This is a genomic window from Microbacterium sp. PMB16, from assembly GCF_051294855.1.
Classification (GTDB): Bacteria; Actinomycetota; Actinomycetes; order Actinomycetales; family Microbacteriaceae; genus Microbacterium.
In genome coordinates, this window is the sequence record NZ_CP145908.1 from 4095971 (window position 1) to 4121586 (window position 25616).

The 25616-nt window shown below is 69.3% G+C and carries 23 protein-coding genes; 16 read left to right on the forward strand and 7 right to left on the reverse strand.

What is annotated here, in order from left to right; genetic code table 11:
• Positions 1-11: 11 nt before the first annotated feature.
• From V5D55_RS19700 to V5D55_RS19715, 4 genes are all read left to right on the forward strand, one after another.
• Positions 12-770 (forward strand): alpha/beta fold hydrolase, encoded by a 759-nt coding sequence (locus V5D55_RS19700; protein WP_435746384.1) that lies wholly within the window; start codon positions 12-14, stop codon positions 768-770.
• The gene (locus V5D55_RS19705; protein ID WP_435746386.1) at positions 767-1927 is read left to right on the forward strand and encodes an acyl-CoA dehydrogenase family protein; all 1161 of its coding nucleotides are present in this window, start codon (positions 767-769) and stop codon (positions 1925-1927) included. The genes V5D55_RS19700 and V5D55_RS19705 overlap by 4 nt, the downstream gene beginning before the upstream one ends.
• Positions 1928-2015: 88 nt before the next feature.
• Positions 2016-2483: an Lrp/AsnC family transcriptional regulator gene (locus V5D55_RS19710; protein ID WP_435746388.1), complete on the forward strand. Its 468-nt coding sequence runs from the start codon at positions 2016-2018 to the stop codon at positions 2481-2483.
• A complete protein-coding gene (locus tag V5D55_RS19715; RefSeq protein ID WP_435746390.1) occupies positions 2480-3874 on the forward strand; it encodes an aspartate aminotransferase family protein in 1395 nt (464 codons plus the stop codon). The genes V5D55_RS19710 and V5D55_RS19715 overlap by 4 nt, the downstream gene beginning before the upstream one ends.
• Positions 3875-3887: 13 nt before the next feature.
• Here the strand turns inward: V5D55_RS19715 and V5D55_RS19720 are convergent, their stop codons facing one another.
• Positions 3888-5435, reverse strand: a complete 1548-nt coding sequence (locus V5D55_RS19720) for a PucR family transcriptional regulator (RefSeq protein WP_435746392.1) — start codon at positions 5433-5435, stop codon at positions 3888-3890.
• Positions 5436-5533: 98 nt separating this feature from the next.
• On the opposite strand from V5D55_RS19720, the gene V5D55_RS19725 reads away from it, so the two are divergent.
• From V5D55_RS19725 to V5D55_RS19740, 4 genes are read left to right on the forward strand one after another with little or no spacing between them, the layout of a single operon-like run.
• Positions 5534-7018 carry a CoA-acylating methylmalonate-semialdehyde dehydrogenase gene (locus V5D55_RS19725; RefSeq protein WP_435746394.1) on the forward strand — a complete coding sequence of 495 codons (1485 nt, stop codon included), beginning with the start codon at positions 5534-5536 and terminating at the stop codon, positions 7016-7018.
• A 12-nt stretch (positions 7019-7030) separates the two neighbouring features.
• On the forward strand, positions 7031-8434 hold the full coding sequence (locus V5D55_RS19730) for an aspartate aminotransferase family protein (RefSeq protein ID WP_435746396.1): 1404 nt from the start codon (positions 7031-7033) through the stop codon (positions 8432-8434).
• A gap of 49 nt (positions 8435-8483) precedes the next feature.
• Positions 8484-9389: a hypothetical protein gene (locus V5D55_RS19735; protein ID WP_435746398.1), complete on the forward strand. Its 906-nt coding sequence runs from the start codon at positions 8484-8486 to the stop codon at positions 9387-9389.
• A 41-nt stretch (positions 9390-9430) separates the two neighbouring features.
• Positions 9431-10324: a hypothetical protein gene (locus tag V5D55_RS19740; protein ID WP_435746400.1), complete on the forward strand. Its 894-nt coding sequence runs from the start codon at positions 9431-9433 to the stop codon at positions 10322-10324.
• Positions 10325-10333: 9 nt separating this feature from the next.
• Here the strand turns inward: V5D55_RS19740 and V5D55_RS19745 are convergent, their stop codons facing one another.
• Entirely contained in the window at positions 10334-10606 is a 273-nt protein-coding gene (locus V5D55_RS19745) for a metal-sensitive transcriptional regulator (protein WP_247631279.1), read from the reverse strand.
• A 110-nt stretch (positions 10607-10716) separates the two neighbouring features.
• Between V5D55_RS19745 and V5D55_RS19750 the strand changes: the two genes are divergently transcribed.
• Together V5D55_RS19750 and V5D55_RS19755 are read left to right on the forward strand one after the other, a co-directional pair.
• The gene (locus tag V5D55_RS19750) at positions 10717-11994 is read left to right on the forward strand and encodes a DUF445 domain-containing protein (RefSeq protein WP_435746402.1); all 1278 of its coding nucleotides are present in this window, start codon (positions 10717-10719) and stop codon (positions 11992-11994) included.
• Position 11995: 1 nt separating this feature from the next.
• Positions 11996-12937 carry an arginase family protein gene (locus V5D55_RS19755; RefSeq protein WP_435746404.1) on the forward strand — a complete coding sequence of 314 codons (942 nt, stop codon included), beginning with the start codon at positions 11996-11998 and terminating at the stop codon, positions 12935-12937.
• 238 nt (positions 12938-13175) lie between these two features.
• Here the strand turns inward: V5D55_RS19755 and V5D55_RS19760 are convergent, their stop codons facing one another.
• The 4 genes from V5D55_RS19760 to hutH form a co-directional block, all read right to left on the reverse strand.
• A complete protein-coding gene (locus V5D55_RS19760; protein ID WP_435745827.1) occupies positions 13176-14603 on the reverse strand; it encodes a DUF222 domain-containing protein in 1428 nt (475 codons plus the stop codon).
• Positions 14604-14672: 69 nt separating this feature from the next.
• On the reverse strand, positions 14673-15848 hold the full coding sequence (hutI, locus tag V5D55_RS19765) for an imidazolonepropionase (RefSeq protein ID WP_435746406.1): 1176 nt from the start codon (positions 15846-15848) through the stop codon (positions 14673-14675).
• A gap of 12 nt (positions 15849-15860) precedes the next feature.
• On the reverse strand, positions 15861-17525 hold the full coding sequence (hutU, locus tag V5D55_RS19770) for a urocanate hydratase (RefSeq protein ID WP_435746408.1): 1665 nt from the start codon (positions 17523-17525) through the stop codon (positions 15861-15863).
• Entirely contained in the window at positions 17518-19059 is a 1542-nt protein-coding gene (gene hutH / locus V5D55_RS19775) for a histidine ammonia-lyase (RefSeq protein WP_435746410.1), read from the reverse strand. The genes hutU and hutH overlap by 8 nt, the downstream gene beginning before the upstream one ends.
• Before the next feature lie 58 nt (positions 19060-19117).
• Here hutH and V5D55_RS19780 point away from each other — a divergent pair, with 58 nt between their 5' ends.
• From V5D55_RS19780 to V5D55_RS19800, 5 genes are all read left to right on the forward strand, one after another.
• A complete protein-coding gene (locus V5D55_RS19780) occupies positions 19118-19900 on the forward strand; it encodes an IclR family transcriptional regulator (protein ID WP_435746412.1) in 783 nt (260 codons plus the stop codon).
• Between the two features lie 79 nt (positions 19901-19979).
• Complete coding sequence (locus V5D55_RS19785; protein ID WP_435746414.1) at positions 19980-21188, forward strand: OmpA family protein; 1209 nt, start codon at positions 19980-19982, stop codon at positions 21186-21188.
• 18 nt (positions 21189-21206) lie between these two features.
• The gene (locus V5D55_RS19790) at positions 21207-21749 is read left to right on the forward strand and encodes a hypothetical protein (protein ID WP_435746416.1); all 543 of its coding nucleotides are present in this window, start codon (positions 21207-21209) and stop codon (positions 21747-21749) included.
• 5 nt (positions 21750-21754) lie between these two features.
• Positions 21755-22474, forward strand: coding sequence for a response regulator transcription factor (locus V5D55_RS19795; protein ID WP_435746418.1), 720 nt, complete (start codon positions 21755-21757; stop codon positions 22472-22474).
• Positions 22471-23400, forward strand: coding sequence for a sensor histidine kinase (locus tag V5D55_RS19800; RefSeq protein WP_435746420.1), 930 nt, complete (start codon positions 22471-22473; stop codon positions 23398-23400). Before V5D55_RS19795 ends, V5D55_RS19800 begins: the two co-directional genes overlap by 4 nt.
• A 17-nt stretch (positions 23401-23417) precedes the next feature.
• Here V5D55_RS19800 and V5D55_RS19805 read toward each other — a convergent pair whose 3' ends face one another.
• The gene (locus V5D55_RS19805) at positions 23418-25049 is read right to left on the reverse strand and encodes a LuxR C-terminal-related transcriptional regulator (RefSeq protein ID WP_435746422.1); all 1632 of its coding nucleotides are present in this window, start codon (positions 25047-25049) and stop codon (positions 23418-23420) included.
• A 96-nt stretch (positions 25050-25145) separates the two neighbouring features.
• Here V5D55_RS19805 and V5D55_RS19810 point away from each other — a divergent pair, with 96 nt between their 5' ends.
• A complete protein-coding gene (locus V5D55_RS19810; protein WP_435746424.1) occupies positions 25146-25595 on the forward strand; it encodes a hypothetical protein in 450 nt (149 codons plus the stop codon).
• Positions 25596-25616 lie beyond the last annotated feature (21 nt).

A 25616-nucleotide genomic window follows, 5' to 3' on the forward strand; every position in this document is an offset into this window, starting at 1 on the left:
AGGCTGGGGGCATGCCTGCACCGCTCACGCTGCCCCGCCTCGCCTGGGGCGACCCCTCGGCCGCTCGCCGCGCCCTCCTCGTGCATGGACTGGGCTCGTCCGCGGCGCTGATGTGGCGGCTCGGCGATGCGCTCGCGGATGCCGAGTGGCATGCCACCGCTGTCGATCTGCGCGGCCACGGCGATGCCCCTCGCGCCCTGGACTACACGGTGGCCGCGTACGGCGCGGACCTCGCGGCGACGACACCCGCGGGCGGCGGCGGCTGGGATGCGGTCATCGGACACTCGCTGGGCGGCGCGGCCAGCACGGCCGCCGCAGCATCCGATCCCGGGTGGACCCGGCGTCTCGTCCTCATCGACCCGGCGATCCACATCGGCGATCGGGACGCGGGGATCGTCCGGCGGAGCCAGGAGCGCGCGTTCGCCGACACACGTCTCGAGGTCGTGCAGCAGGAGCATCCGCACTGGCACCCGCAGGATCAGGAGCTGAAGGTCGACGCCGTGCTGCGCGCGAGCGCCTGGGCCGTCGAGCAGACCAGCGTGCAGAACCAGCCCTGGGATGTGCGCGCAGCGGCGGCGCAGCTGAACGTTCCCACCCACGTGATCGGCGCCGACCCCGCGGTCTACAGCATCTTCACCGGCACGGTCGCCGCCGAGGTGCTGGCCGGCAATCCGCGGATCACGATGTCGATCGTCGAGGGCGCGGGTCACTCGCTGCACCGTGACAAGCCGGACGAATCGGTCCGCCAGCTCCTGGAGGCACTCTCATGAGTCAGTTCGACCCGGCGGCTTTCCTTCCCGACGACCTGCTCGAGCGGATCCGCGAGCGCGCGCCCATCCACGACCGGGAGAACACCTTCCCGCAGAAGGATCTCGACGAGCTGCGCGATGCCGGCTACCTCTCGATCCTGGTGCCCGCCGAGCGCGGCGGCGCCGGGCTCTCGCTCGCCGAGGCGGCGATCCTGCAGCAGCGACTCGCGGGAGCGGCCCCGGCGACGGCCCTCGCGATCAACATGCACCTCGTCTGGACCGGCGTCGCGAAAGTGTTCTCCGACCGTGGCGTGCCCGGACTGGAGTTCGTGCAGGACGGCGCCGTCGCCGGCGAGGTCTTCGCGTTCGGCATCAGCGAGGGCGGCAACGACCTGGTGCTGTTCGGCAGCGACACCGACGCTGTGCCCGACGGCGCCGGCGGCTACGCCTTCACCGGGACCAAGATCTTCACGTCCCTGGCCCCGGTGTGGACCCGCCTCGGCCTGCACGGGCTGGACACCACGAGCGCCGATGGGCCGAAACTGGTCTTCGCCTTCATCGAGCGCACGGATGCCGTCGTCACGGGCGACGACTGGGACACGCTCGGCATGCGTGCGACGCAGAGTAGGACGACCCGACTGAACGGTGCGGTGGCGGATGCCGCACACGTGGTGCGTCGCATCGATCCCGGCCCCAACCCCGACCCGATCGTCTTCGGCATCTTCTCGGTGTTCGAGATCCTGCTCGCATCGGTCTACACCGGCATCGCTCGGCGTGCGCTCGAACTGGCCGTGCTGACCGCAGGCACCCGGCGTTCGAAGAAGACCGGTGCCACCTACAGCCAGGACCCCGACATCCGGTGGCGGATCGCCGACATGGCCCTTGCGTACGATGCGCTCCCGCCGCAGATCGCCGCTCTGGCGCGCGATGTCGACGAGCGCGTCGACAACGGGGCGCAGTGGTTCTCGCTGCTCTCCGGTGTCAAGCACCGCGCCATCACGATGGCGAAGCAGGTCGTCGACCAGGCGATGCTGGTCGCCGGTGGCGGATCGTACTTCTCGAGCAACGAGCTGTCGCGGCTGTATCGCGATGTGCTGGCCGGAGCCTTCCATCCGTCGGATCCGGAGTCCGCGCACGCGACCGCGGCGAGCGCGTGGTTGGGCCCGCTCGAGCCCTGACCACTCAACCTGCCGATATCAGGGGCGAGCCTCACCTGCGGCAGCGGAATCGGTTGCCGAAGGACGCTCCTAGTGCGAAGATCGCACCATGAGCTCCGTGAGGAAGCATCCGACACTCGATGCGGTCGCGAAGACCATCATCGAATTGCTGCAGGAGGACGGGCGCCGCTCGTACTCCGACATCGGCCGCGTCGTCGGCCTGAGCGAGGCCGCGGTGCGCCAGCGCGTGCAGCGGCTCACCGAGTCCGGCGTGATGCAGATCGTCGCGGTGACCGATCCGATGCAGCTCGGGTTCCATCGGCAGGCGATGATCGGCATCCGCGTGGCCGGAGACGCGCGCAAGGTGGCCGAGGCCATCGCCGCTGTCGAGGCGATCGACTACGTCGTGATCACGGTCGGCGCGTTCGACATTCTCGCCGAGGCGGTCTGCGAGGACGACGATCAGCTCCTGGCGCTGATCAACGACGCTATCCGCCCCATCGACGGCGTCGTGTCCACCGAGACCTTCATCTACGCCAAGCTGCAGAAGCAGCTCTACAACTGGGGGACCAGATGAGCGCGTCACGCACCATCCCCTCCGAGGCGGAGCTGCAGGCGATGGCGAAGGACCACCTCTGGATGCACTTCACCCGGCAGTCCACGATGGATGGGGCCGGCGTACCGATCATCGTCAAGGGCGACGGGCATCGCATCTGGGACTCTTCGGGCAAGGACTACTTCGATGGGCTGTCCGGCCTGTTCGTCGTGAACGCCGGGCACGGACGTCGACGGCTGGCCGAGGCTGCGGCCGCCCAGGCGTCGGAGCTGGCCTTCTTCCCGCTCTGGTCGTATGCGCATCCGTCGGCGATCGAGCTCGCAGACCGGCTGGCCGACGAAGCGCCCGGCGACCTCAACCGGGTGTTCTTCTCGACCGGCGGCGGAGAAGCGGTCGAAACGGCCCTGAAGCTCGCGAAGCACTACTGGAAGCTGCAGGGGAAGCCCACCAAGCACAAGGTGATCTCCCGCGCGGTCGCGTACCACGGCACCCCGCATGGAGCTCTGGCGATCACCGGCATCCCCGCGATGAAGTCGATGTTCGAACCGGTCGCGCCCGGTGGGTTCCGGGTGCCGAACACGAACTTCTACCGCGCGGCTGAGATGGGTGCACCCGCCGACGACCTCGAGGCCTTCGGCCGGTGGGCCGCCGACCGCATCGAGGAGATGATCCTGTTCGAGGGAGCGGACACCGTCGCCGCGGTGTTCCTCGAGCCGGTGCAGAACTCCGGCGGCTGCTTCCCGCCTCCTCCCGGCTACTTCGCGCGCGTGCGCGAGATCTGCGACCGTCACGATGTGCTGCTCGTCTCGGATGAGGTCATCTGCGCATTCGGACGACTGGGACACACCTTCGCGTGCACGGGGCTCGGCTTTGTGCCCGACATGATCACCTGCGCGAAGGGCATGACCAGCGGATACTCCCCGATCGGCGCCACCATCATCAGCGACCGCATCTACGAGCCGTTCTCGCACGGTGACGTCTCATTCCCGCACGGGTACACGTTCGGCGGTCATCCTGTGTCGGCCGCCGTGGCGCTCGAGAACCTCGCCATCTTCGACGAGGAAGGACTCAACGCACGGGTACGGGAGAACTCTCCCCTGTTCCGGGCCGAGCTCGAGAAGCTGCTCGACCTCCCGCTGGTCGGAGACGTGCGCGGTGACGGATACTTCTTCGGCATCGAGCTGGTGAAGGACAAGGCGTCGAAGCAGACGTTCGACGACGCCGAGTCCGAGCGTCTGCTGCGCGGATTCCTCTCCCCCGCCCTGTTCGAGGCAGGTCTCTACTGCCGGGCGGACGACCGCGGCGATCCCGTCATCCAGCTCGCTCCGCCGCTCACCGTGGGCCCCGCAGAGTTCCGCGAGATCGAACAGATCCTCCGTGACGTGCTGACCCGCGCGCAGTCGGTGCTCTGACGACGCCGACTCCTCAGCGGGGGTTCGTCGTCCGTCGCCTCGCGAGCAGGGCGAGGTGCAGTGCGGCGAGCGCCTCGCCGTCTTCGAGATCGACTTCGAGCAGATCGCCGATGAGCGCGATTCGCTGATAGAAGACCGAGCGCGAGAGGTGGCTCGCGACGGCCGCGGCCGATCGGTTGCCGGGGTGCGCCACGAGAGCGGCCAGGACGTCGAGCAGATCGCCGCCGCGTTCGTGGTCATGACGGACGAGCGGCGCCAGCATCCGCTCGCTGTGCTCGTGCAGGCGGTGGTCGTCACGCAACGCCGTGACCAGACGCCCGAGCGGACGCTCATCGACGCGGCGCACCCGCCCGCCGCCGGCGCTTCCGGTCGCGGCGAGATCGCGTGCGGCCCGCAGGGAGGCGAGGAGTCCTCGGAGGCCATCGGCCTCGGGTCCGACGAAGACCGTCCGATCCGCTCCGGCGAGTGCCGTCGCCATCCGATCGGTGAGAACGGCGGATGCCGGCAGCGACAACAGCACGACATCGTCGTCGTCGACGCGCGCGGTGACGACTGCGCCGCCGGCTCGCTGCGCTCGCGTGTGCAGTTCCGCGCTCGACCCGGCACCCCGGATCACGATCCCATGACACCGGCGACCGGTGAGCAGGAAGCCGCTGCTCTCGAGACGGGCCGCGATGTCACCCGTACTGGCGAATCGTGCACCGAGCAGGTCGTCGATGATGTTCCGCTGCGCGAGCACGCTCCATTCCGCGTCGCCACCGTCGGCGAGGCAGCCGAACGCCAGGGCGGTGGCCCCCTGCTCCAGCACGGTCCGCCTTCCGGCGGGGTGGGCCGGCCCCTCGAGCGCGACGAGCGTCCCCCACCGCACACCGCGCGCCTGCACCGGGACGCGCTCCACGGCGGGACTGCCCCGGAGCGCGAGAACCTCTGCCACCGGCATCCGCAGTCCTTCCTGTGCGATGACCTCGTACGCCAGGTTCTCCAGCACCACGGGAGCCCCGAGTGCCCGCGCCGTCTCGGAGACCACGACGTCAGCGGGGGCGCCGCGCAGACTGAGCGCGGTGAAGAGCTCGTGCAGTCGCTGACGCTCGTGCAATGCCTCGGTCTGTGCCGCGATCAGCGCGCGATGCACCGCTTCGGTGACCGCGACGAACTTGACCTCGTCCTTCAGCGCGACGACCGCGAGCCCCAGATCGGCGCACGCCGCAATCAGGGGCTCAGGGACGTGGTCGTAGGCGCTCCCCAATTCCAGGACGATCCCGGCGATCCCGACCTCGTGCAGGCCGCGCGCGAACTCGCCCAGCGCATCGGCGGCGCTCGGCCACCCTGCGCCGGTGCTGAGGAGCAGTTCGCCGCCGTCCAGCAGCCGGGCGACGCCCGCGCTGTCCGACACGTGCGCCCAACGCACTTCGGCGTCCAAGGCGTGCCCGCCGACGAGCACCTCCGGCGCTCCCACTCGCATCGCCGGCATCTCCAGCACATCACCGACCGTGAGCAGGGTGTCGCGCCCACGACCCGGACGATCTGTTCGATTCGCCTCGATGTCCCGACGATCTGACACCCTGTTCCTCCTTCTCGCTCTGTGATCATTGAAGAATCTCAGCGTATCGAACCCAGGCAAAGTGTTCGAGTGCGCCATCACGACCGTAGAGGAGCATCGTGGACATCGTCCGTCACATCATCAACGGGGTCGAGACCGCCTCGTCCGCCCGCACCGGGCAGGTCTTCGATCCGGCGACGGGAGAGGTGACGAAGCACGTCGCATTCGCGTCCGCGGACGAGGTCGACGCCGCCGTCGCGGCGGCTGCCGCCGCCCTCCCCGCGTGGCGGGCGACGAGCCTGATCAAGCGGGCCGATGTGTTCTTCCGTCTGCGCCAGCTTCTCAAGGAGCGCACCCCCGAGCTCGCGGCGATCGTGACGTCCGAGCACGGCAAAGTACTGTCGGATGCCGCGGGCGAGGTGTCGCGCGGCATCGAGAACGTCGAGTTCGCCGCGGGGCTCGTGCACCTTCTCAAGGGCGAGCACAGCGAGCAGGTCGCCCGGGGTGTCGACGTGCACTCGGTGAAGCAGCCGGTCGGAGTGGTCGCGGCGATCACGCCCTTCAACTTCCCCGTCATGGTCCCGCTCTGGATGGTCGCCTCCGCGATCGCCTGCGGCAACACGGTGGTGCTCAAACCCAGCGAGAAGGATCCGTCCGCCGCGGTCTGGATCGCGAAGCTGTTCCAGGAGGCGGGGCTTCCCGACGGCGTGCTCAATGTCGTCAACGGCGACAAGGAGGCCGTGGACGCATTGCTCGAATCCGACCGCGTGAACGCGATCAGCTTCGTCGGTTCCACGCCCATCGCCCGCTCGATCTACCAGCGTGCGTCCGCCGCGGGCAAGCGCGTCCAGGCCCTGGGCGGAGCGAAGAACCACATGGTCGTCATGCCGGATGCCGACATCGACGGCGCCGCGGACGCGGCGATCTCCGCCGCCTATGGCTCCGCCGGCGAGCGCTGCATGGCTGTCTCGGTCCTGGTCGCCGTGGGCGACATCGCCGACGACCTGGTCGCCGCGATCGCCGGCCGCATCGACGGGCTGAGCATCGGCGCCGGGACGGATGCCGCGAGCGAGATGGGTCCGCTCATCACGCGGGAGCACCGCGACCGCGTCGCCTCGTACGTGACCGGCGCGGCGGCCGAAGGAGCGAAGGTCGTCGTCGACGGCACCGCGAAGCAGTTCGACTCCGCAGGGTTCTTCCTGGGGGTCAGCCTGATCGACGAGGTGGCACCGGGCATGAAGGTGTACGACGACGAGATCTTCGGTCCGGTGCTCTCCGTCGTCCGGGTGGAGACCTACACGGAGGCCGTCGCGCTCGTGAACGCCAACGCGTATGGCAACGGCACGGCGATCTTCACGCGCGACGGGGGTACGGCACGCCAGTACGAGTTCGACATCGAGGTCGGGATGGTCGGCGTCAACGTGCCGATCCCGGTGCCGATCGGCGCATACTCGTTCGGCGGCTGGAAGGCCTCGCTCTTCGGCGACTCGCACATCTACGGTCCGGAGTCCGTGCACTTCTACACTCGTTCCAAGGTCGTCACCACCCGCTGGCCCGACCACACGCCCTCACAGATCGACCTGGGCTTCCCGAGCAACCACTGATCGGACATCACGATGACGACCTTCACCGACCGCCACGGCGTCGAACACGCCCTTCCTGCCCCCGACGCGGAAGCGCAGGTGCGGGCAGACGACCGCGGCCACGTCTTCCACTCCTGGAGCGCGCAGGCGCTGATCGACCCGCTGCCTGTCGCCGCCGGTCAGGGTTCCACGTTCTGGGACTACGCCGGCAACGCCTACCTCGACTTCTCGAGCCAGCTCGTGAATCTGAACCTGGGGCACCAGCATCCGGATCTCGTCTCGGCGATCCAGCGGCAGGCGGGTCGGCTGGCGACCATCCAGCCGTCGGTGGCCAACGATGTCCGCGGCGAGCTCGCCCGCCTCATCTCGGACGTCGCACCCGAGGGCCTCGAGAAGGTGTTCTTCACGAACGGCGGCGCCGAGGCGAACGAATACGCCGTGCGCCTGGCCCGGCAGTCGACCGGCCGGCACAAGGTGCTGTCGATGTACCGCAGCTATCACGGGTCGACCGGCACGGCGATCACGCTCACCGGAGACCCGCGCCGGTGGGCCACCGATACGAGCGACTCCGGTGCAGTGCGGTTCTTCGGCCCCTACCTGTACCGTTCGCCGTTCCACTCCGAGACCGCCGAGCAGGAGACCGAGCGCGCGCTGGCACACCTCGAGCAGACGATCGAGCTCGAGGGTCCGAAGACGATCGCCGCGATCATCATCGAGACCGTCGTCGGCACGAACGGCGTGCTCGTACCGCCGCCCGGTTACCTGCTCGGCGTGCGCGAGCTCTGCGACCGCCACGGCATCGTCTACATCGCCGACGAGGTCATGGTCGGATTCGGCCGCCTCGGCGAGTGGTTCGGCATCGACGCGTTCGACGGTCGTCCCGACCTCATCACCTTCGCGAAGGGCGTGAACTCCGGCTACGTGCCACTGGGTGGTGTCGTCATCTCCGACCGCATCGCCCAGGTGTTCGACACGATGCCCTTCGGAGGCGGACTCACCTACTCGGGCCACCCGCTGGCGTGCGCCGCCGGTGTGGCCACGTTCGAGGTGTTCCGCCGCGACGGCATCCTCGAGCGCGTCCGCGACCTCGGCGAGCGCATCGTCGAGCCGACGCTGCGCTCGTGGATCGACACGCATCCGAGCGTCGGCGAGGTGCGCGGACGCGGTCTGTTCTGGGCGATCGAGCTGGTGCGCGACAAGGAGACACGCGAACCACTGGTGCCCTTCAACGCCTCGGGCGCGGATGCCGCCCCCATGGCCGCCTTCGCCGCCGCTGCCAAGAAGAGCGGCGTCTGGCCGTTCACGCACTTCAACCGCGTGCACGTGGCGCCGCCGCTCGTGATCTCCGAGGAAGAGCTGGTGCGCGGGCTCACCACGATCGACCGCGCACTCGCCGTCGCCGACGAAGCCGTGAGCGCGACGCAGCATATCGGGTGACTCCACGGGTGTGACTCCTCCCGGCGATACGGTGTCGCCCGGAGGCCCCATGAGCGACAGGAAGACGGAACGCCGGAGCGCGTTCGCCGAAGCATTCTCCGGCGCGATCACCGCGCGGGGCGTGTCGTTGTCGTGGCTGCACCGCACGCTCACCGAACGAGCGAATCCGATCTCGGTCGCGACGCTCAGCTACTGGCGTTCGGGCGAACGACACCCGGAGGGCTCGCGTTCGCTGGCTGCTCTGGAGGACATCGAGCATCTGCTGGGTCTCGACGCGGGATCGCTGCTGAATCTGATCAACACCCGCACCCGCCTCGGCCCCCTCGCACCGGCGCGGAACCCGTTCACCGAGACGCAGGTCGCGGAGGCCGCCGAAGAGACGCTGGCGTTGCTCGACGCCCCGCCCATCGATGTGACCAGAGACCTCTCCGCTCACATCGTGTCGGAGGTCGACGAGAACGGAGTGCTGCGGAGCCGTCGATCGCAGATCCTGGTGCAGGCCGTCGCACCGTTCGTCCACGAGGTCACTTATTCGCTGATGTCCGCCGACGTCACGATCGACCGTCCGGACTTCGCCCTGCGCGGGGCGACTCTCGTGCGTGATCATCTCCACCCCAGCGGGCACGTCTACGCCTGCGTGCTGCAGCTGGACACGCCACTGGTGATCGGCGGAACCACGATGCTCGAGGTGACGGCTGCACCGCCGCCCTCATCCTCCGTCGAGCGGCCACTCGAGGACGAGACCGGCGCTTTCGTGATGCGCCCCATCCGCGACCTCGTCGTCTGGACGCGTTTCCATCGCGACGCCCTGCCCGACTGGATCGACGAGATCGAACGTGTGTCCGCCGACTCCGAGCTGATCGCCCGACCGCTGCGGCCGCAGGAGTCGGTCCATCAGTCGCGAAGGGATTTCGGTCCGGGCATCCTCGGGGTGCGGTGGGGCTTCGACCGCTGACATCTCCCGCTGCGAGCGCTATCGTACCGGGAGGAGGAGGGATGACAGTCGAGGGTCCCCAGACGCCCGCGTCTTTCAGCGGCGTCTTCGCCGCGGCGCTGACCGCCAGCGGCGTCACCTTGTCGTGGTTGCAGCGGCGACTCGTCGCCCACGCCAACCCCGTGTCGATCGCGACGCTGAGCTACTGGCGCTCCGGCGAGCGATCCCCGGAAGGGACTGCTTCGCTCGCGGCCGTCGAAGACATCGAGCGCTTGCTCGGCATCGCGCCGGGTGCGCTCTCCAGCCTCATTCCGGAGCGGTTGCGGTTGGGCACGCTGCACAACCCGCACAACCCGTTCACCGAAGCCCTGGTGCTCGAGGCGCTCGACGAGACCCTGGAGCTCCTCGACGCGCCTCCGCTGGACATCACGCGGGAGCTGTCGACGCACGTCGTGTCCGATGTCGGCGCCGACGGCGTGATCCACCACCGCACGGCCCAGAGCCTGATCCAGGCCGTCGCACCGACGGTCGACCTCGTGACGTACACCCTGGTCTCCGCCGAAGGCACTCTGCTGCGCCCTGAGCTCTCCGTCCGCGGGGCGCGGGTGGTCCGCGACCATCTTCATGAGAGTCAGCACGTGTACGCCTACGTGCTGCAGCTGGACCAGCCCCTCGTCCTCGGCGCGACGACGATGATCGCGGTCACGATGGACCGCCACGACGCGCACACCGCACAAGTCGATACGGGAGCGTTCGTCGTGCGGCCGATCAGAGACCTGGTCCTCTGGACGCGGTTCCACCCGGATGCGATCCCCGACTGGATCGACGAGCTGGAGAAGACGGACCCCGAGGCGGATATGGTCGATCGCCCCATCCGGCCGCGCGCGTCGATCCACCAGTCGCGCCGCGACTTCGGGCCCGGCGCACTCGGCCTCCGCTGGGGATACGACCGCTGACCGGAAGAGCTACTTCCGATCGAAGTCGAACGCCTTCAGTAGTTCGAGCACGGCCTTGTCGCGCTCCTCGCCGCCCTCTTCGAACATGTGGGTGACGTGCGTGCGCAGGTGGTTCTCCAGCAGCAGGCGGTTGAGGGATTCCAGCGAGCGCTGGATCGCGCGGGACTGCGTGATGATGTCCATGCAGTACTCCTCGTTCTCGATCATCCGCGCGACCCCGCGCATCTGCCCCTCGAGAATGCTGGTGCGGTGCAGCGCGCGCTTCTTGATGTCTTCGATCACGTCTCGAGGGTACTCCGCCGGGCGGGCGCTGACCGGACTTGTCTCGTCGGCGAGACGCCGACGCACCGCGCGCCGCGCTCGGCAGGACACGCGCATGTAAGGATGGCGGCATGGCCCGGACACCGATGGCGCACCTCTCGCCCGCCGATCAGGAGCGACTCCGCGCCCTCCGGCGCATGAAAGCCGTGGCGCTCGGCGCGCTGGTCTTCATGGCCGTCGCGTTCGTCGTCGCCTTCGCATTCCAGGAGCGGATGGGCTGGCTCGGCTACGTGCGTGCCGCGGCCGAGGGCGGCATGGTCGGCGCCCTCGCGGACTGGTTCGCCGTCACTGCCCTGTTCCGCCGTCCGCTCGGCCTGCCGATCCCGCACACCGCGATCATCCCGAGCCGCAAGGACGAGATCGGACGCACCCTGGGCGAGTTCGTCGAGACGAACTTCCTCGCCGCCGACGTCGTCCGCACCAAGCTCTCGACCACCGCCATCGCTCTCCGCGGCGGCGAGTGGCTGCGGGAGGAGGCGCACGCCGAGCGAGTGGGCGCCGAGGGCGCCACGATCGCAACGGCCGTGCTCAACGCGCTGAGCGACGACGACGTCCGCGACCTCATCACGGACCTCGCCCGCGAGCATCTGGTCGAGCCGGAGTGGGGCCCTCCCGCGGGGGTCTGGCTGGAGAAGATCGTCGAGGCCGACGCGCACCACGAGGCGGTCGACCTCGCCGTCGACAACATCGGCCGGTGGCTCGAGGCCAATGCGGAGTCCTTCTCCGGCCTGGTCTCGCGCCGCCTTCCCGGCTGGGTCCCCAAGCTCGCCCATCGCTTCGTCGACGACACGGTCTACAACGAGGCGATCAAGTTCGTCCAGGCCGTGCAGGCCGACCCGCAGCATCCGGCGCGGATCGCGATCGACGGGTATCTCTCGCGCCTCGCCGACAACCTGCAGAACGACCCCGACACCCGGGCGAAGCTCGAGAACGCCAAGGCCGCGCTGTTCGACAGCCCTCGGGTTGGTGCCCTCGCCGCAGAAGCCTGGAACACCGCGAAGAACGGTCTGCTCACCGCTCTCGCCGATCCGGAGAGCGGGCTCCGCCGACGAGCGGTACGCGCCCTGCAGGAGGTCGGCGAGCGCCTGACGACGGATGCCGCGCTCCAGCATCGCGTCGACACCTGGGTCTCGGATGCCGCGGTCTTCCTCGTCGATCGCTACCGGCACGACATCGCGTCGATCATCACCGACACGGTCGAGCGGTGGGACCCGGCGGAGACGACCGAGAAGATCGAGCTCATGGTCGGCCGCGACCTGCAGTACATCCGCCTGAACGGCACATTCGTCGGCGCCCTCGCGGGCCTCGCGATCTTCACCCTCGCCCACGCCCTGATCCCCGGAGTCTGACATGGCCCTCTCGCACGATCCGCTGTGGCCACGCGCCGGCGGCTGGCCCCCCTTCGGCAGCGCGGCCGACGCCGTGATCCTGGGCGTGCCCACCTGGCGCACCTCGCTGTCGCCGACCGGCGCTCACGCGACACCCGCTGCGATCCGCGAGGCGCTCCCCCGCTACGGGACGACGCTGATGGGCCCGCCGATCGTCGATCTGAACGACACGCTGCGCGTCGCGGATGCCGGAGACGTGGACGAGCCCGACGGCGACGCCGGCGAGGCTGCGGTCATCACACGCGTGCGCGAGTTGGCGGGTGCGGCCGCGCTGGTGATCGCCCTCGGCGGCGACAACTCCCTCACCTATCCCGTGGCGCTCGGAGCTGAGGCGACCGGGCTCATCACCTTCGATGCGCACTTCGATCTGCGCGACGGCGTCTCCAACGGCACGCCGGTCCGCCGACTCGTGCAGGATGTCCCGGCGGCATCGGCTCTCGTCACATCCCGGATCGACCCCGCCCGCATCGTCCAGATCGGCATCGCCGACTTCGCGAACTCCGCAGCCTACGCGCAGCGCGCAGCGGACTGGGGCATCCGGGTGATCACGCTCGACGACCTGCGCCGCCGGGGCATCGACGACGTGGTGGCCGAGGCGGTCGAGATCGCCGGCGCCGGACCGGAAGCCCGCATCCACCTCGACATCGACGTCGACGTGTGCGATCGCTCGGTCGCGCCCGGGTGCCCGGCCAGCGTGCCGGGCGGACTCCAGGCCTGGGAGCTGCGCGCGCTCGCGCGGGCCGTGGCCGCCGACCGACGCGTCGTCAGCGCGGATCTCGCCGAGGTCGACGCGACGGCGGACGTCGCCGACGGACGCACGGTCCGGCTCGCCGCACTCTGCGTGCTCGATCTCCTGGCCGGTCTCGCCGCCCGCGAGGTCGGCGCACCACCAGCTCCGGCGTGATCAGCGCGTGCGCCGATCCGGCCTGAAGCCGGCGCGGCGCCACGATCTCTCCGGTCGGGCCCATCAGCCTCTGCGGTCGGGGTGTTGTCGAATCTGATCACGGGGACCGCGCTTTCGGCTGCGGTCACAGCCAACAGTGCCCCGACGGCGAGCGAGTCGCTGCCGTGTCTCCCGCAGACCTGGTCGGCAGCTGCCGCCGTGATCTGCGCGCAGGCTCTGGCGTAGGCGCGAAGTTCTCTCAGACGAACATCACTCGCCGGGATGGCCGGTCGGTGTAGGTGCGTCCCAGCGGGCTGAACCAGGTGATCGTGCCGTCTTGTCGTTGCTGCGCCGTCCATCGGTGCGGCTCGGGGATGTCGGGATGTTTCAGCGTGTGATGAGACCGGCAGAGGTGGCTGAGGTTGTCGAGCCTCGTCTTGCCGCCCTTCGCGTGATCGTGGTTGTGGTCGATATCGCACCGGTGGACGGGCATGCGGCATCCGGGGAAGCGGCAGTGCTGATCTCGGGCCCGCAGGAACCGGCGCATCCCCTCCGTGGGGGTGTAGGTGTCGGTCTGGGTCACCATGCCGGTGCCGTCGAGGAACAGGCGGCTCCAGCCGGTGTTGCGCCCGGCGAGGTCTCGCGCGATGTCGGGGTGGAGTGGGCCGTGGCCGTCGAGCTCTGCGGGGCGCTGATCCGCGCCGGCGAGTGTGGATGCGGCGATTGTGACCTGGATGCGCGCCTGGATGTTGTCGAGGCCGTCGCCGTGAGCGGCGCTCGGGTCGGCGGCGAGGAGCAGGTCGGCGAAGATGTCGGCCTTGACCTGATCCGACGTGCGAGTGTCGGCCGGGATGTGGATCACATCGGGGTCAGTCGTGAAAGTGTCGTCGCCGAAGATCGCGCCAGCGTAGGGATCGAACGCGGGATCGTTGAAGGCAGGATCATCGAGCGCGAAGTCCTCGAGGAACAGTGAGTCGCCGTTCTCATCGGCCGCCCACGGGTCGAGAACGGGCTCGCGGTCGCCTCGGGTGTCGATGACCTGGCGGGCCATCTGGTCGAGCCGGTCGGCGACGGCGTTCGCGATCCACTCGGGCAGTATCGCGGTGAGCACCGCGAGACCGTCTTCCACGGAGCGCACCTTGACGCAGCGTTCGTCGGCGGCCCTGCGGTGCCGATCGGTGACCGTCTCACCGACGAGTGCCGCGGCGACCTGCTTCGCGTGCGCGCTGGTTCGGGCGGCCGTTTCCCGCTGGGCGAAGAGAAGGACCGCCGTCTCGTAGAGACCCATCACCTCGGCATCCGCCTTCTGGTTGCGGATGGCCTCGGACACGATGGCACTGGCGCGGGCGATCTCACGCATGTGAGCGGCGCTGATCTCGCCGCTCGCGAACGCCTCCCGCACAGCGGGCAGTTCCGAGCTCAAGGTGCGGGCATCGGAGAATGCGTACTCGATCGAACCCTTCGGGATTCGACCTGCCGCGGAGAACTCCGCGACCATCGACCGGTAGATCGCATCTCGGTGGTACGGACTGTCAGAGACATCGGAGTCATGGATGGCGATCTGCTCGACCAGCAGCTCCGTCGCCTCTGCTTCGAGCACCGCGATGCGGCGCTTCTTCGCCACCCAGGCGTCAAGAACGCGGCGACGCTCCTCGAGATCGAGGGAGAGATCGGTCGGCTGTTCCATAACTTGAGTTAAGAACATATGTTCGAGATGAGCAATATTCTAGTCAGGAACACGGACGTCCGAACCCTCTCACCAGGCGACGGCGACCCCGTCCTTCCACACGGCACTGACCAGCGGGACTCCTGGGCGATAGGCGAGATGGATGCGCGTCGGCGCATCCAGCAGCACCAGGTCGGCCCGCGCACCGGGCGTGAGAACGCCGACGTCGTCGCGACGCAGCGCTCTGGCGCCGCCCGCCGTCGCGGCCCAGACGGCCTCGGCCGGAGTCATGCCCATATCCCGCACCGCGACGGCGATGCAGAACGGCATGGATGACGTGAAGCTCGATCCGGGGTTCGTGTCGCAGGCGAGCGCCACCGTCACCCCCGCGTCGATGAGACGCCGGGCATCGGGGTAGGGCTGACGTGTGGAGAACTCCACACCGGGGAGCAGCGTCAGCACGGTGTCGGAGGCGGCGAGCGCGACGACGTCCTCCTCGGTGAGGTAGGTGCCGTGGTCTATCGAGGCTGCACCGAGCTCGACCGCCAGTCGGACGCCCTCCCCCGGCCCGAGCTGGCTCGCGTGCACGCGCGGCACCAGACCCCGCGCGATCCCCGCCTCGAGCACGCGACGCGACTGGGGCACGGTGAAGGCGCCGGTCTCGCAGAACACGTCGATCCACTTCGAGTGCGGACCGCACGCGTCGAGCATCGGGCCGACCACGAGATCGACGTAGTCGTCTGGCCGATCCGCGTACTCCGCGGGCACGACGTGCGCGCCGAGGAAGGTCACCTCGGGCGTGACCTCCGCCGCCAGGCGCACGAGGCGCTCCTCGTCGACGACGCTCAGGCCGTATCCGCTCTTGATCTCCACTGTGGTGGTGCCCTGCGCGAGCATCTCGGCCAGGAAGCCACGCAACCGTGCGCGGAGCTCCTCGTCGCTCGCCGCCCTGGTCGCCGCGACGGTCGAGCGGATGCCGCCGGCGGCATACTTCTGACCCGCCATGCGTGCTTCGAACTCGACGGCCCGATCACCGGCGAACACGAGGTGGCTGTGGCTGTCGACGAACCCGGGGATGACCGCGCGACAACCCGCATCGATGACCTCCGAGCCCGTCGACGGGCGTGGCGCCTCCGACGCCGCACCCACCCACGCGATCCGCCCGTCCTCGATCAGCACAGCGGCGTCGTGAAGGGTTCCGCAGGGGTCATCGACCGTGCCGACGTTGGTCGTCAGCTCGCCGATGTTCGTGATGAGCGTCGTCATGGCCCCAGCCTCTCAGAGCATCGGGATCTTGAGGCCCCGATCACGGGCGACCTCGCGGGCGTGCTCGTACCCGGCGTCGACGTGGCGCATGACACCGGTGCCCGGATCGTTGGTGAGTACGCGCTCGAGCTTCTCCGCGGCGAGGGCAGAGCCGTCGGCGACCGAGACCTGCCCGGCGTGGATGGAGCGGCCGATGCCGACACCACCTCCGTGGTGCAGGGAGACCCACGACGCTCCGGACGAGGTGTTCAGCAGGGCGTTGAGCAGCGGCCAGTCGGCGATCGCGTCGGAGCCGTCCTTCATGGCCTCGGTCTCCCGGTACGGCGAGGTGACGGACCCGGAATCCAGATGGTCGCGGCCGATCACGATCGGCGCCGACAGCTCGTCGGATGCCACCATCTCGTTGAACTTGAGACCCGCGAGGTGTCGCTCCTTGTAGCCGAGCCAGCAGATGCGCGCGGGCAGCCCTTCGAAGTGCACCTTCTCGCCGGCCTTCTCCAGCCACCGGTGCAGGGCGGCGTCCTCGGGGAAGAGTTCGGCGATGGCGCGGTCGGTCTTGCGGATGTCCTCGGGGTCGCCCGACAGCGCAGCCCAGCGGAACGGCCCCCGGCCCTCTTCGAACTGCGGCCGGATGTACGCCGGTACGAAGCCGGGGAACTCGAACGCGCGGTCGAACCCGCCGAGCTCGGCCTCACGCCGGATCGAGTTGCCGTAGTCGAAGACCGCGGCACCGGCGTCCTGGAAAGCCACCATCGCCGCGACGTGCGCGGCCATCGACTCGCGCGACCGACGGGTGAACTCCTCCGGGTCGCGGTCGGCCTCGGCCTTCCACTCGGCGACCGAGATCCCGACCGGCAGGTACGCGAGCGGATCGTGCGCACTGGTCTGATCGGTCACGATGTCGATCGGCACGCCGCGGCGCCGCAGCTCGGGGAAGACTTCGGCCGCGTTGCCGACGACGCCGACCGAGACGGCCTCGCCGGCTTCCTTCGCCGCGACGACCCGCGCCACGGCGGCGTCGAGGTCGGTCGTGCACTCGTCGAGGTAGCCGTGCTCCACCCGGCGCGCCAGACGCGATTCGTCGACGTCGACGATCAGCACCGTGCCGTCGTTCATCGTCACCGCGAGCGGCTGCGCGCCGCCCATGCCGCCGGCGCCTCCGGTGAGCGTGAGCGTGCCGCGCAGCGACTCGCGGCCGAGCGAGCGGGCGACGGCGGCGAAGGTCTCGTACGTCCCCTGCAGGATGCCCTGGGTGCCGATGTAGATCCACGACCCGGCCGTCATCTGGCCGTACATGATGAGTCCGAGCTCCTCGAGCTTGCGGAACTCGGGCCACGTGGCCCAGTCGCCGACGAGGTTCGAGTTGGCGATCAGCACGCGCGGCGCCCACTCGTGGGTGCGGAACACTCCGACCGGCTTGCCGGACTGCACGAGCAGCGTCTCGTCGGGCTCGAGCTCGTCGAGCGTGCGCACGATCGCGTCGTACGCCTCCCAGCTGCGGGCCGCCTTGCCGGTGCCGCCGTAGACGACGAGGTCTTCAGGGTGCTCGGCCACCTCGGGATCGAGGTTGTTCATCAGCATCCGCTTGGCGGCCTCGGCACCCCAGCTCTTCGCCGTGCGCTGGTTGCCTCGGGCGGCACGGACCACGCGGGGGCCGGATTCGTTGTTCTCAACCATGAGTGTGCTCCTTCGCGATGCGGGCGACCTCGCCCGACTGGACCAATGCGGTGACGGCTTCGATCTCCGGGGAGAGGAATCGATCGGGGCCGGGGCCGGCGGCCACGGTGCGGACGAGATCGCGGACGGCACCCGTCGCGGGGCCCGCCTGCAGCGGTGCCCGGAGATCGAGCGCCCGGGCACCCGTGAGGATCTCGATCGCCAGAACGCGTCCCAGTCCGTCGATCGCCCGGCGGAGCTTGCGGGCCGCCGCCCAGCCCATCGAGACGTGGTCCTCCTGCATGGCGGAGGACGGGATCGAGTCGACGGATGCCGGGACGGCAAGGCGCTTGAGCTCGGAGACGATACCGGCCGCCGCGTACTGGGCGATCATGAGCCCGGAGTCCACGCCCACCTCGTCGGCGAGGAACGGGGGCAGCCCGTGACTGCGCGCGGGATCGAGCGCCCGGTCGGTGCGGCGCTCGGACACCGACGCCACGTCGGCCACGGAGATCGCGAGGAAGTCGAGCACCGCGGCGACCGGAGCGCCGTGGAAGTTGCCGTTGGATTCGATCCGCCCGTCGAGGGTGATCACCGGGTTGTCGATCACGCTGGCGAGTTCGCGCCCGGCGATCAGCGTGGCGTGCGCCATCGTGTCGCGAGCGGCGCCGTGCACCTGCGGCGAGCAGCGCAGCGAATAGGCATCCTGCACCCGGCCGTCCTCAGGGCCCTTGTGGCTGGCGACCATCGGAGAGGCGGCGAGGAACGCACGAAGGTTGCCCGCGGACTCGGTCTGCCCGGTCTGCGGGCGGAGCGCCATGAGGTCGGCGGCGAACACGGCATCGGTTCCGAGCTGGGACTCGATCGACATGGCCGCGGCGATGTCGGCGGTGACGAGCAGCTGCTCGAGGTCGTGCAGTGCCAGAACGAGCATGCCCAGCATCCCGTCGGTCCCGTTGATGAGCGCGAGGCCCTCCTTCTCGACGAGAGTGAGCGGGGCGATCCCTGCCGCGGCGAGCGCCTCCGCAGCGGGGAGCACGATGCCCGCGGAGGTGCGCACATCGCCCTCGCCCATCGCAGCGAGGGCGATGTGCGCGAGGGGCGCGAGATCGCCCGAGCAGCCGAGGGAGCCGTACTCGCGCACGATCGGGGTCACGCCGGCGTTGAGCATCGCGGCGTACGTCTCGACGACGACAGAGCGCACCCCGGTGCGCCCCGACGCGAGAGTCTGGAGCCGCAGCAGCTGAAGACCGCGGGTGACCTCGACCTCGACCTCCGCGCCGGTGCCGGCCGCGTGCGAGCGGATGAGGCTCGCCTGGAGCTGCAACCGGCGGTCCGGAGCGATGAACGTCGTGGCCAGCGCGCCGAACCCGGTGGAGACTCCGTAGTGCGGATGCGGATCGGCGGCGAGCCCATCGATCACGTTCCGGGTCTGCGACACCCGCTCGAGGGCGGCGGGGTCGATGATGACGGGCGCCCCGAGACGGGCGACGGCGACGACATCGGCAGGAGTCAGCGGCGAGGCGCCGACGAGAACGGGGGCAAGATCACTCATGTTCTGATTCCACACCCGACGTGTCGACGGCGACAGCGGATCATGACATCCTGTGTCTGTGATCCCAGACAAACTTGCGGCAGGCCGGCGTGACGAACCGCAGGTGCCGGCAGCGGAGAACACCCTGCGCATCCTGAGCTATCTCGCCGGACGACCGGCACCGGTCGCGGCCTCCGCCATCGCACGGGAGCTCGACCTCCCCCGCTCGACCGTGTATCACCTGCTCACCACCCTCTCGGCGCACGGGTTCGTGCTGCACTTCCGGGAAGAGCGGCGCTGGGGTCTCGGCACCTCCGCGTTCGAGCTCGCCGGCGGATACGCGCGCCAGCAGCCGCTGGCCAGACTCGGCCGGCCGCTGGTCGCCGCGCTCTCCGACCGCTTGGGCGAGAGCGCCCACCTGGCCGTCATGAGCGGCGGGGATGTGCTGTACATCGTCGAGGAGCGTGCGCCACGACGACCGGCGCTCGTGACCGACGTCGGGGTGCGGCTTCCCGCGCACCTCACCGCCAGTGGGCGTGCGATGCTGGCGGCGCTGCCGCGAGAGCAGGTGCGTGCGCTGTACCCGAGCGCCTCCGCGTTCCCCGACCGCACCGGTCTCGGGCCACGCCGCCCCACGGAGCTCCGCGAGCTTCTCCGTGAGGTGAGGTCGCGAGGCTACGCGACGGAGGACAGTGAGGTCGCCGACGGTCTGCGTTCCGTCGGTGCAGCCGTCCGCGATCAGGCGGGATGGCCCGTCGCCGCGGTGGCGGTCACCTGGGCCGATGAGCAGCTCGATGCGCGAGACCTGGCGGATGCCGTGATCGACGCCGCGGCTGTCTTGGAGTCCCGGTTGAAGCGATGAGCATGGTGGTCGAACTGTTGTCGCAGACCTGCGACAACTCCGCGACATGCCGGCGACACCGCCTGGATACGCTCGATCCATGACCTCCCCACGCATCGCAGAAAGCGTCGGCCGCCGGCACCGCGGACTCGCACTCGGGCTCATGGCATCCGTCCTCCTCACCGGCTGCGCCGCCGCACCGGTCTCGGCTTCGAAGCCGTCCGCGAAGCCGACAGCACCGGCATCCGCAGACCCTGTCGCAGACGTGTCCACCGTGCCCGGATACGACGTGGGACAGTTCCCGCCCGTCCCGATGTTCGTCCTTCCCGACCTGTCGCTTCTCGACTCCTCGGCATCCGCCTTCGCGATCGAGGTGAACGAAGCACTGTCCGACATCCCGGGCGTCATCGCCTCCCCCGCGCACTGCGACGCCGACGGGAGCGTCATCTCCGGCAACGGCACCGCGCTGCTCTACGGAGACGGCTCCGGTTCGTTCACCGGGCCGGACGGCACGGTGCAGAACTTCGGCGACGGATCCGGCAACTCCACGATCAACGGCGTCACGATCCAGAACTTCGGCGACGGGTCCGGCAACTACAGCGACGGAACGGTGACGATCCAGAATTTCGGCGACGGATCCGGCACCTACGCGGACGCGACGAAGACCGTGCAGATCTTCGGGGACGGATCGGGCAACTACACGGACGGAACCGTGACCATCCAGAACTACGGCGACGGATCCGGCAACTACGAGGACGGTGAGGTCACGATCCAGAACTACGGGGACGGATCCGGCAACTACCGCAGCGACGACATCACCATCCAGAACTACGGCGACGGCACCGCGAAGGTCGACGGAGAGTGGGTGGACGCGGAGCCGTTGCCCGTCGTGCCGACTCTGGGCGTCTTCCCGCCCCTCGGCACGCTCGCGCCCCTCGAATCCTGCGGAACGACGCTCACGTTCCAGGACGGCGTGCTGTTCGATTTCGACAAGAGCGACATCCGCAGCGATGCCGAGGTGACGCTGGATGCCGTGGCCGAGGTGCTCACCTCGCTCGCGGTCGCCCAGGCATCCGTGTCAGGACACACCGACTCGATCGGTTCCGACTCCTACAACCTGTCTCTCTCCGAGGACCGCGCTAACGCCGTGGTCACGGGTCTCGAGGATCGCGGAGTCCGCACTGTCCTCACCGGCGAAGGGTACGGTGAGACCCGCCCGGTGGCGGCCAACGAGATCGATGGCGCCGACAACCCGGCAGGGCGCCAGCTCAATCGCCGCGTCGAGATCTTCATCCCGGCGACGCTCTGACGCGAGAGGATGAGACACATGCGCGCTTCCCGATCGATCGCCGCTGCGATCACCGTGCTCGTCACCGCCACCCTCGTGACCGGGTGCACCCTCCGCATCGTAAACCCCGGCGCCGATGGTTCGGACACGCCCGCCGGCTCACAGCGCTCGGAGACCCCCGCCGCGGAGATGCCGGAAGAAGGGGCCCCTGAAGCGGAGACGCCGAAGCCGGACGAAGATCCGACTCCCCCGGCCGGGCTGGATGCCGAGCACGCGGCACACCGCGAACGTCTGCTGGCTTCCGCGACGACGACGATGCCGTGTCCGTCGGGTCCGCTCCAGCAGGACGGGGCGATCATCCGGGTCGAGGGCGCCTGCGACGAGATCCGCATCGACCTCGACGCCGGGGCGGTGATCGTCGACGACGTCTCGTCGCTCCTGCTGAGCGGATCCGGAACCGTCGTCTACGCCGACACCGTGGGTGAGGTGCGCGTGAGCGGGACGGCGAACGAGATCTACTGGGTCGGCGAGACGCCCGGGGTGACCGATACCGGGACGGCCAACGTCCTGCGGCGAGGATGACGGGGATGGACACCACGACCAGGCCGAAGATCCTCATCGTCGACGACGACGAGGCCATCACCGTCGCCCTGGCGGCCCTCCTCGGTCGCAGTGGTTTCGATGTCCGGGTCGCGGAGGACGGGCGTGCAGGACTCGTCGAGGTCGAACGCGACGTGCCGGACCTGGTCGTCTGCGATGTCCTGATGCCGCATATCGACGGGCGGGAGTTCGTGCGTCGCGTGCGCGCCCGGCAGCTGTGGCTCCCGATCATCCTGCTCACTCAGGTGGGCGAATCGTGGGAGCGGAGCGCCGCGCTCGATGAGGGCGCGGACGACTACCTCAACAAGCCGTTCGATCCGCACGAGCTGATCTCTCGGGTCCGCGCCGTGCTCCGACGCACCGCGCAGGGAGCAGCCCCTCTCCGATCGGCTGAGCGACTGCGCGCGCATGACCTGACGATCGACCGGACGTCACGCCGGGTCTGGCGCGGCGACCAGGAGCTGCTGCTCACGCCCAAGGCGTACGTGCTGTTGGAGTATCTGATCCTGCATCCACAGGAGGTCCACTCCCGTGATCGTCTGCTGTCGGCACTGTGGGGCTTCGACTTCGCCTCGTCGAGTCGGGCTGTCGATCATCGCGTCGCCGAGCTGCGGCGCGTACTGGGAGACAACGCGACCGACCCGCGTTTCATCGAGACCGCACAGAGCCTGGGGTACCGCTTCCTGGCGCCGGTGGTGACCGGATGAGAGACCGCAGAAGCGTCGGTCTGGGCATCCTGACCGCGGTACCGGTCGGGCTGAGTGCTCTGGGCGCGGGCGGGATGATGCTCGCCGGCGACCAGCGAATCCTCGCGATGGAGCTGGCGCTCCCCGGCGCCGTCCTGGCGGCCGGTGCGCTCGTTTCGTGCATCCCTGGCGCGATCCTGCTCACACGGACGGTGGGCGCGCGGTCCCGTCGCCGAGAGTCGGCCGCTGTGGAGGCCGCGGGAGAAGCGGCGGCCCTGCGGGAGCGCGAGCGTCACCAGCGATTCCTCGGTCGACTCGATCATGAGCTGAAGAACCCGCTGACCGCGATCCGCGCGACAGCCGCCGCTGCGCAGCACGAGACACTGAGCCCCGAGTGGCGAACGGTGGACGCGCAGGCGGGCAGACTCAGCACCCTCGTCCGCGACTTGCGGAAGCTCGCCGACCTCGAGACCCGGCCCCTCGAACTCGAGATGGTCGACCTGGAGGAGGTCATCTCCGAGGCGATCGAGGCGTTGCGACAACAGGACCCGAGCGCCGGAGCGCGCCTCGACTTCGCCGTCACGCGCGTGCCCTGGACCGTGCCGCCGCTCTCCGCCGACGTCGATCTGCTGTCGCTCGCGATCGACAATGTGCTCGGCAACGCCGCGAAGTACTCTGCGACGGGCCCCATCGAGGTCCGGTTGCGGGAACAGGACGGGTGGGCGGTCATCGATGTGGCGGACGCCGGACGGGGAATCCCGCCGTCGGACGTAGTGCAGGTGTTCGACGAGCTCGCGCGCGCGCAGAACGCCCGTGATGTGCCCGGCTCGGGTATCGGACTCACGCTGGTCGCGACCGTGATGCGCCATCACGGCGGAGACGTGTCGATTCGCTCCGCCGAGGGATCCGGCACTCTGGTGACGCTTCGTCTCCCGATCCAGCGCTGAAGGCCGGACTCGAGTGATCACGGCTCCCGTGGTGCGGGAGAAAGGACACGGGCCGCGCTGTGCGCGATACCGGCACGCGAGGAGACTCCCCACCGCCGCATGATGGCACTCACGTGCTTCTCCACCGTCGACTCGCTCACGGCAAGCTGCTCTGCGATCGACCGATTCGATGCGCCGACGGTGATCAGTTCGACGATCTGCTGCTGCCGAGCGGTCAGTTCCGCCACAGCCGTCGCAGAACCGGGGACCGAGCCGAGAGCGGACGCGACGCCCACGCGCGTGGGCACGCCGAACGCATGGAGCACGCGCGAGACATGGATGCGGACGGTGTGCTCTGAGAGGAACTCGGATGCCGCGATCTGTGCGTTGCTCCGTCCCTCTGAGATGAGAAGCGCGACGTCGCGCTCGCGTGCGGACAGCCCCTCCCATCCGCGATGCGAGTCGGGCGGGAGCCGGCGCCCGACGGAGCGCAGTTCGCGGGCGGCCGAGCGCCGCACCGCTCCGAACCCATGAGCGTCGGCGTCGGCCACCACTGTGGCGAGCTGGCGAGCCGCGGGCCCTCGATCGCGTAGCGCTATCCGGGCCCGGGCGGCGAGGATCTCCCCTTCCGCGATCTCCAGCGCGCGACGGGAACGCGTCGCGAGCGATATCGCACGGTGCGCTGCCTCGAGCGCCGCCTGCGGTTCGCCGGCAAGGAGCGACACTCGGCTGGAGATCCGCTCGACCGTGGAGTCCGCGCTCGGGTGGCCGGCCAGCGGGAGCGCTCGGAGCTGCCATGCCCGGGCAGCATCCAGATCGCCCGCGTCCACGGCGGCCCGCGTGAGGATCTCGAAACAGATCGCCCTGTCGATGACGCGCGCATCGGAGAAGGAGGCGTCGCGGGAGGCGCGCAGTGCTGCGCGCGCCGACGTCCCCACGTCGTCGCCCACGATCGCGGCGTAGCTCGTCAACAGGTACACACCGCCCGCCAGTGCATTGGTCGGACGCATGTCCAGCGTGAGGATGCGCTGCACGCCAGCGCGAGCAGACTGTCGACGACCGGCGCTTCCGTCGACGACCGCCGCAGAGGCAGCAGCGAAGATCTCCTCTGCCTCGGTCTGTGCTCCGGCCACGGCCTCCGTCATCTCGACGGACGCGCCCGCGACATCTCCACTGAACAGGCGCACTCTCGCGACGAAGCACCGGATGATCGTGAGGAACGGATGATCGGCCCCGCCGAAGAGAGCGGTCCGGGGCGGCACTGCCTCGAGGAGCCGCACGGCAAGATCGAGCCGCGCCTCCGCGAGAGCAGACTCGGCCAACAGCGCGTTGAGCGGGAGGCGCAGGTTGCCGGTGACGCGACTGCACAACTCCGTGAGCGAATCGTCGGAACTCGCAGCAGGAGAAGGATCCATGGAGCCGGCACGGGCGAGACCTGTGACGCCGTGAGCGAAGACGAGTGCCTCGACGTCGTCGGCGGCGCGCAGCGCGGCCCCGGCGAACCTCGTCCCGATATCGAACTGCCCTGCCCATACGGCCGCCAGCGCCGCGAGGGATGTATCGAAGGCCACGTCCGGCGAGATCTCCGGGTGGAGATAGAGACGAGTAGGCACGGCATCCACGCTGACCAGCTGACGAAGAAGTGCGTCGAGCCGCCCGGTGCGAGACATGGCGTCATCGTATTCCTTGGCGGCGCCGTCTGAATACGACGATTCCCCCATGGCCCCCGACGACAGCGACGAGGACGATGAGAGCGGGAGCGCCCGGTGACGGGCGCGAGGAGGGAACAAACAATGTTCAGATCACAGAGGAGCACGCTTGGCGCGGGATTCCTGGTATTCGCGGCGCTCACGCTTTCCGCGTGCGGGCCCGCCGCACCGGCGCCGCAGGACGACGATGACTCGCCACAGACATCGGCGGAGGAGTCCTCGTCGGACGGCGACGACGGGGAAGACAGCGGAGAGGACAGCGGGGACGAATCCATGGCGACGTTCGCCGGAACCGGCGTGTACACGATCGGCGACGACGTCCCCTATGGGGGATTCCAGATGCAGGGCGAGCCTGCGCCGGTGCCTGATGGCTGCACCTGGAGCATCCAGGATGAAAGCGGAGCGATCGTCGTCGAGAATCAGGGCGCGTACGCCTTCCTGACAGACGTTCCCGAGTACGTCACGTTCCACACGGACGGCTGCCCGGAGTGGGAGCAGTTCGAGTAATCGTTGCGTTAACGAAAAAGA